Origin of the sequence: Mycobacterium sp., from assembly GCF_036490025.1 — a bacterium.
GTDB lineage: Bacteria > Actinomycetota > Actinomycetes > Mycobacteriales > Mycobacteriaceae > Mycobacterium.
On the sequence record NZ_DASXEP010000093.1, the window covers coordinates 1 to 4,599 of the forward strand.

The 4,599-nt window shown below is 62.0% G+C and carries 5 protein-coding genes; 4 read left to right on the top strand and 1 reads right to left on the bottom strand.

Features of this window, described 5'->3' with window-relative positions; translation table 11 throughout:
- Together VGG53_RS10510 and VGG53_RS10515 are read left to right on the top strand one after the other, a co-directional pair.
- On the top strand, positions 1-739 hold a 739-nt coding region (locus VGG53_RS10510; protein ID WP_331517997.1), incomplete at its 5' end, for a PE-PPE domain-containing protein.
- A gap of 83 nt (positions 740-822) precedes the next feature.
- A complete protein-coding gene (locus VGG53_RS10515; RefSeq protein WP_331517998.1) occupies positions 823-1,605 on the top strand; it encodes an SDR family oxidoreductase in 783 nt (260 codons plus the stop codon).
- On the opposite strand, the gene VGG53_RS10520 is transcribed toward VGG53_RS10515, so the two are convergent.
- Positions 1,598-2,173 (bottom strand): TetR/AcrR family transcriptional regulator, encoded by a 576-nt coding sequence (locus VGG53_RS10520; protein ID WP_331518001.1) that lies wholly within the window; start codon positions 2,171-2,173, stop codon positions 1,598-1,600. The genes VGG53_RS10515 and VGG53_RS10520 overlap by 8 nt on opposite strands.
- A 142-nt stretch (positions 2,174-2,315) precedes the next feature.
- On the opposite strand from VGG53_RS10520, the gene VGG53_RS10525 reads away from it, so the two are divergent.
- The gene (locus VGG53_RS10525) at positions 2,316-3,341 is read left to right on the top strand and encodes a Rieske 2Fe-2S domain-containing protein (RefSeq protein WP_331517999.1); all 1,026 of its coding nucleotides are present in this window, start codon (positions 2,316-2,318) and stop codon (positions 3,339-3,341) included.
- A gap of 5 nt (positions 3,342-3,346) precedes the next feature.
- Positions 3,347-4,426 carry a dihydrodipicolinate reductase gene (locus VGG53_RS10530; RefSeq protein WP_331518000.1) on the top strand — a complete coding sequence of 360 codons (1,080 nt, stop codon included), beginning with the start codon at positions 3,347-3,349 and terminating at the stop codon, positions 4,424-4,426.
- Positions 4,427-4,599 lie beyond the last annotated feature (173 nt).

Consider the following 4,599-nt stretch of genomic DNA (forward strand, 5'->3'; position numbering starts at 1 on the left):
CTACAAATTGGTCGATGAAGCACTCGTCATCATCCCGGTCGACAATCCAGCGTATGCGGACGCCGCTGCAGATCTGTACCTCCATGCGGCTGGCTTCGACGTCGCTCCCGACTACGCGAACGTCGCCACACTCGATATGCCAGAGGTCGTACCGAGTGGCACTCTTAACGACGCGGTCAACTATGGCGTGAACGAGTTGGTCGGCGCCGTTGAGGACAAGTATGACGCCGGCGATCTCAGCGCCGAGAACCCGCTGTACATTTTTGGTTACTCGCAGAGCTCGGTCGTGGCGGGAATGGCCGAACAGCAGCTGCATGACTATGGCATTGACGGGAATGATTTGCACTTCGTCCTGGTGGGTGACAGCGCATCAGCCGAAGGTGGGTTTCTGAATTCGTTCCTCGACGAATTCCCAGCGTCGTGGCAGCAGTCTATTATCGACCTCTTCAAGCAATTCGGTGCCGATGAGGTGCTGGGACAGGTGACACCGGACAATCTGTACCCAACTGACGTCTACAGCTTGTCGGGCGATGGCTGGGCGATTTACGAGAATGGTCTCAACAATGCCGGACTATTCAGCGACCATCTCGAATATCTCGGGCTGACGCCGGCTGAGATCGGTTCTGCCACTTCTGACGTAATTGGGCAAACCGACTACCACACTATTTCCGACGCAATGGTCAACAGCTTGGAAGCGTTGTGGACCCAACTCCAGATTGCGGACAGCATCCTGTTCTGAAAAGCCACAAGACAATCGGGTTCCGTCGCTAGGCTGCGTCGCGGGGTGGCATCCACGTCACCGCGCTTCGGCAGGAGGCACTGATGGCAGGACGATTGGCGGGCAAGGTCGCGGTGGTCAGCGGCGGTGCGCGCGGGATGGGCGCCTCGCATGTCCGGGCACTCGTTGACGAGGGGGCCAAGGTGGTCTTCGGCGACATCCTTGATGCCGAAGGCGAAGCGGTCGCCGACGAGGTCGGCGAGGCGGCCCGCTACCTACACCTCGACGTCACCCGACCCGATGATTGGGAACGGGTCGTCGCCACTGCGGTCGATGCGTTCGGCGGTGTCGACATTTTGGTCAACAACGCCGGTATCATCAACGTCGGCCTGATCGAGGACTACGAACTGTCCGAATGGCACCGCATCCTCGACATCAATCTGACCGGTGTCTTCCTCGGTATCCGGTCGGTCGTCGGACCGATGAAGGCCGCCGGCCGCGGGTCGATCATCAACATCTCGTCGATCGAGGGCATGGCCGGCACAATCGCCTGCCATGGCTATACAGCTACCAAGTTCGCCGTGCGCGGGCTGACGAAATCCACCGCTCTGGAGTTGGGGCCCAGCGGGATTCGGGTCAACTCGATTCACCCGGGTTTGATCAAGACGCCGATGACCGAGTGGGTGCCCGACGACATCTTCCAGACCGCGCTGGGTCGCGCCGCCGAGCCCAAGGAGGTCTCCAACCTGGTGATCTATCTGGCCAGCGACGAGTCCAGCTATTCGACGGGTTCGGAATTCGTCGTCGACGGCGGCTGCACCGCAGGGCTGGGGCACAAGGACTTCTCCGCGGTCGAGACCGAGCAGCAGCCGGAGTGGGTCACCTAGGCCGCGACTGGTCCAAATACGTTGCCAGAGCGTTGGTTAACCCGCGGCGAGCCTCGTCGAGGTCGGCGTAGGAGCCAAGCTGGCGCTCGGAGACCAGGCCGCGCATCGCGCCGGGAATCAGGGCCGCCACTTCGCGCACGCGCTGCGGGTCGACGCCCAGACCCGCGAAGGCGCATTGGCAGGTTTCCTGCCAGCTTTTACCCCAGGAGAACAGCTCAGCAGCGGTGCGTGGATACGTTCGCTCGAGCTCGTCGGGTTCGCGGGGGAGCGCGGCGCGCAGACTCTCGATCGCACGCGAATCCTGTGATGCCAGACCGTGATACAGGGTGTCGATGATCGCGCCGACCCGCTCGCGCAGGGGTGCGTCGGGTTCGGCGCTGGTGAATGCGGACATTGTCGCGTCACGACGCTCGGCGGTGCGATGCAACACGGCGGCCCAGAACCCGTCGACGTCGCCGAATTGATATTGGACCGCGCCCCAGGTGGCACCGCTTTCCTTGGCGATGCGACTGGCCGACACCGCGCCCGGATCCCCGGATGCGAACGAGCGCACCGCTGCGTCGAGCATCGCTTCGCGGGTCGCCAGACCGCGCTTATTGCTGCGCCGCTGCTGCACGTCCACGGGGGCCATGCTCTGGAGGGTAGCCGCTTTCTAGTAGTTTCATAGTGCCCACTATGAATTCCTATCGAAAATCGTTATAGTCCGTGACATGGCCAAACCGCCGCTGTCGATGAAACCGACTGGCTGGTTCCAGGTTGCCTGGTCCGACGAGATCGCCGTGGGCGACGTCCACCGAATGACCTACTTCGGCCAACAGATGGTCGCCTGGCGCGCCGAGTCCGGGCGGCTCACCGTGATGAACGCCTACTGCGAGCACCTCGGGGCCCACCTGGGTTTCGGCGGCAAAGTCGTCGGCGAGATTCTGCAGTGCCCGTTTCACGGATGGCAATGGAGCAATGAAGGTCGCAACGTCCGCATTCCGTATCAGGATCGCCCGAACCGCGGCCGGCGTATCCGCACCTATCCGGTTGTGGAGCGCAACGAGTCGGTCTACATCTGGCACGACGTCGAGGGACGTGGACCTTTCTTCGAGGTTCCGGACATCTTCGCCGGATTCAACGACGGCAGCAGCGTCGACGGCTACTACCCGCAGCAGCGGCTGTATCGCGAGGGGCTGGAAATGCACCCGCAGTACGTCCTCGAAAACGGTGTCGACTTCGCGCATTTCAAGTACGTGCACAACACGCCGATCGTGCCCGTCTTCACCCGCCACGACTTCGCCGAACCGGTGTCGTTCGTCGACTTCACCATCACGTTCGAGGGCGACGACAACCAGAAGATCGAGGACATCGACAGTCGCGTGGAAGCCATCAACGGTGGTCTGGGCATTGCGGTGACCAAGAGCTGGGGCATGATCGACAACCGCACCATCTCGGCGATCACCCCGGTGGACGAGTCCACCTCCGACGTCCGGTTCATGGTCTACATCGGGCGAACGCCGGGCAATGACTCGGAGCGGGCCGAAACCAAGGCGCGCGAATTCGGCCAAGAAGTGATCCGCCAGTTCGAGCAGGACGTCGAGATCTGGCGACACCAGCGGTACTCGGATCCACCCGCGCTGGCGACCGCCGAATACGAGGGGTTCACCGCAATTCGCAAGTGGGCCAAGCAGTTTTATCCCGACGGAATCGGCGGCAGTGCCGCCGAAGTGTATGCCGTATCCCAGAAAGGCTGAGCTGCATGAATGCACCGCTGCGCGTGTTCCAAGTTGCCACCGGCAACGTCGGTTCGGAAATGATCAAGCGGATCGCTCTGCGGCCCGATCTGGAACTGATTGGCGTGCACTGCTATTCGCCGGACAAAGTGGGCAAGGACAGCGGCGAGCTGGCCGGCGCGGCGCCTAATGGAGTCAACGCAACGGGCAGCATCGAGGAGATCATCGCCGCCAAGCCGGATGTGCTGACGTTTCACGGGGTGTTCCCCGACGAGGACCTCTACGTCAAAGTGCTTGAGGCAGGCATCAATATCGTGACCACGGCTGACTGGATCACCGGGTGGCACCGCGACACCAACCACCCGCATCCATCGGGCAAGCCGGTGAGCCGGCTGCTGCAGGAGGCCTGCGAGAAGGGTGGTGCATCTTTCTACGGCACGGGAATGAACCCGGGGCTGAATCAGATTCTGGGCGTGGTGTGTTCGGCTGACGTCGCCGAGATCGAGAACGTCACCACGATCGAGTCGGTCGATGTGTCATGCCACCACTCCAAAGACACCTGGATCGAGGTCGGCTACGGCCTGCCGGTCGTCGATCCGGAGATCCCGGCCAAGCTGGAGAAATACACCCGGGTGTTCGCCGACAGCGTCCTGATGATGGCGGACTGCTTCGATCTGCCGCTGGACGAAGTCAAGTTCAGCTACGAGCTGGGCGCCTGCACCAAGGACGTGGATCTGGGTTGGTACACCTTGCCCAAGGGCTCATTGGGCGGCAACTACATCAAATACCAGGGCATGGTGGAAGGCGTCCCGCGCGTCGAGACGCATCTGGAGTGGCAGATGACCCCGCACACCGACCCGAGCTGGCATATCAAGGGCTGCTACATCACCCAGATCACCGGCGATCCGTGTGTTTACAACAAGCACATGATCTTCCCCAAGCCCGGTGTGGACCTGTCCAATCCGGCGAACTTCGCATCGATCGGTATGACGGTCACGGGCATGCCCGCACTGGCCGCCATCACCGGCGTCGTCGCAGCACCTCCGGGTTTGATGACCAGCGCCGACCTGCCGTTGCGTGGGTTTGCCGGCCGCTTCAGGCGGTAGGGTCGGGCTGATCCTGTAAACATCGCTGCCGCCAGAGTTTGACAGCGACGTAACATTCCCGGAACCGATCGTCCCTAGTGTCAGCCGGACAACAGTCTGGCAATCCGATGCGACGCATCGCGGCGATGGGGGCTCTATTGAGCGGCAATGCTGCACGCCTGCAGGCAATCAAC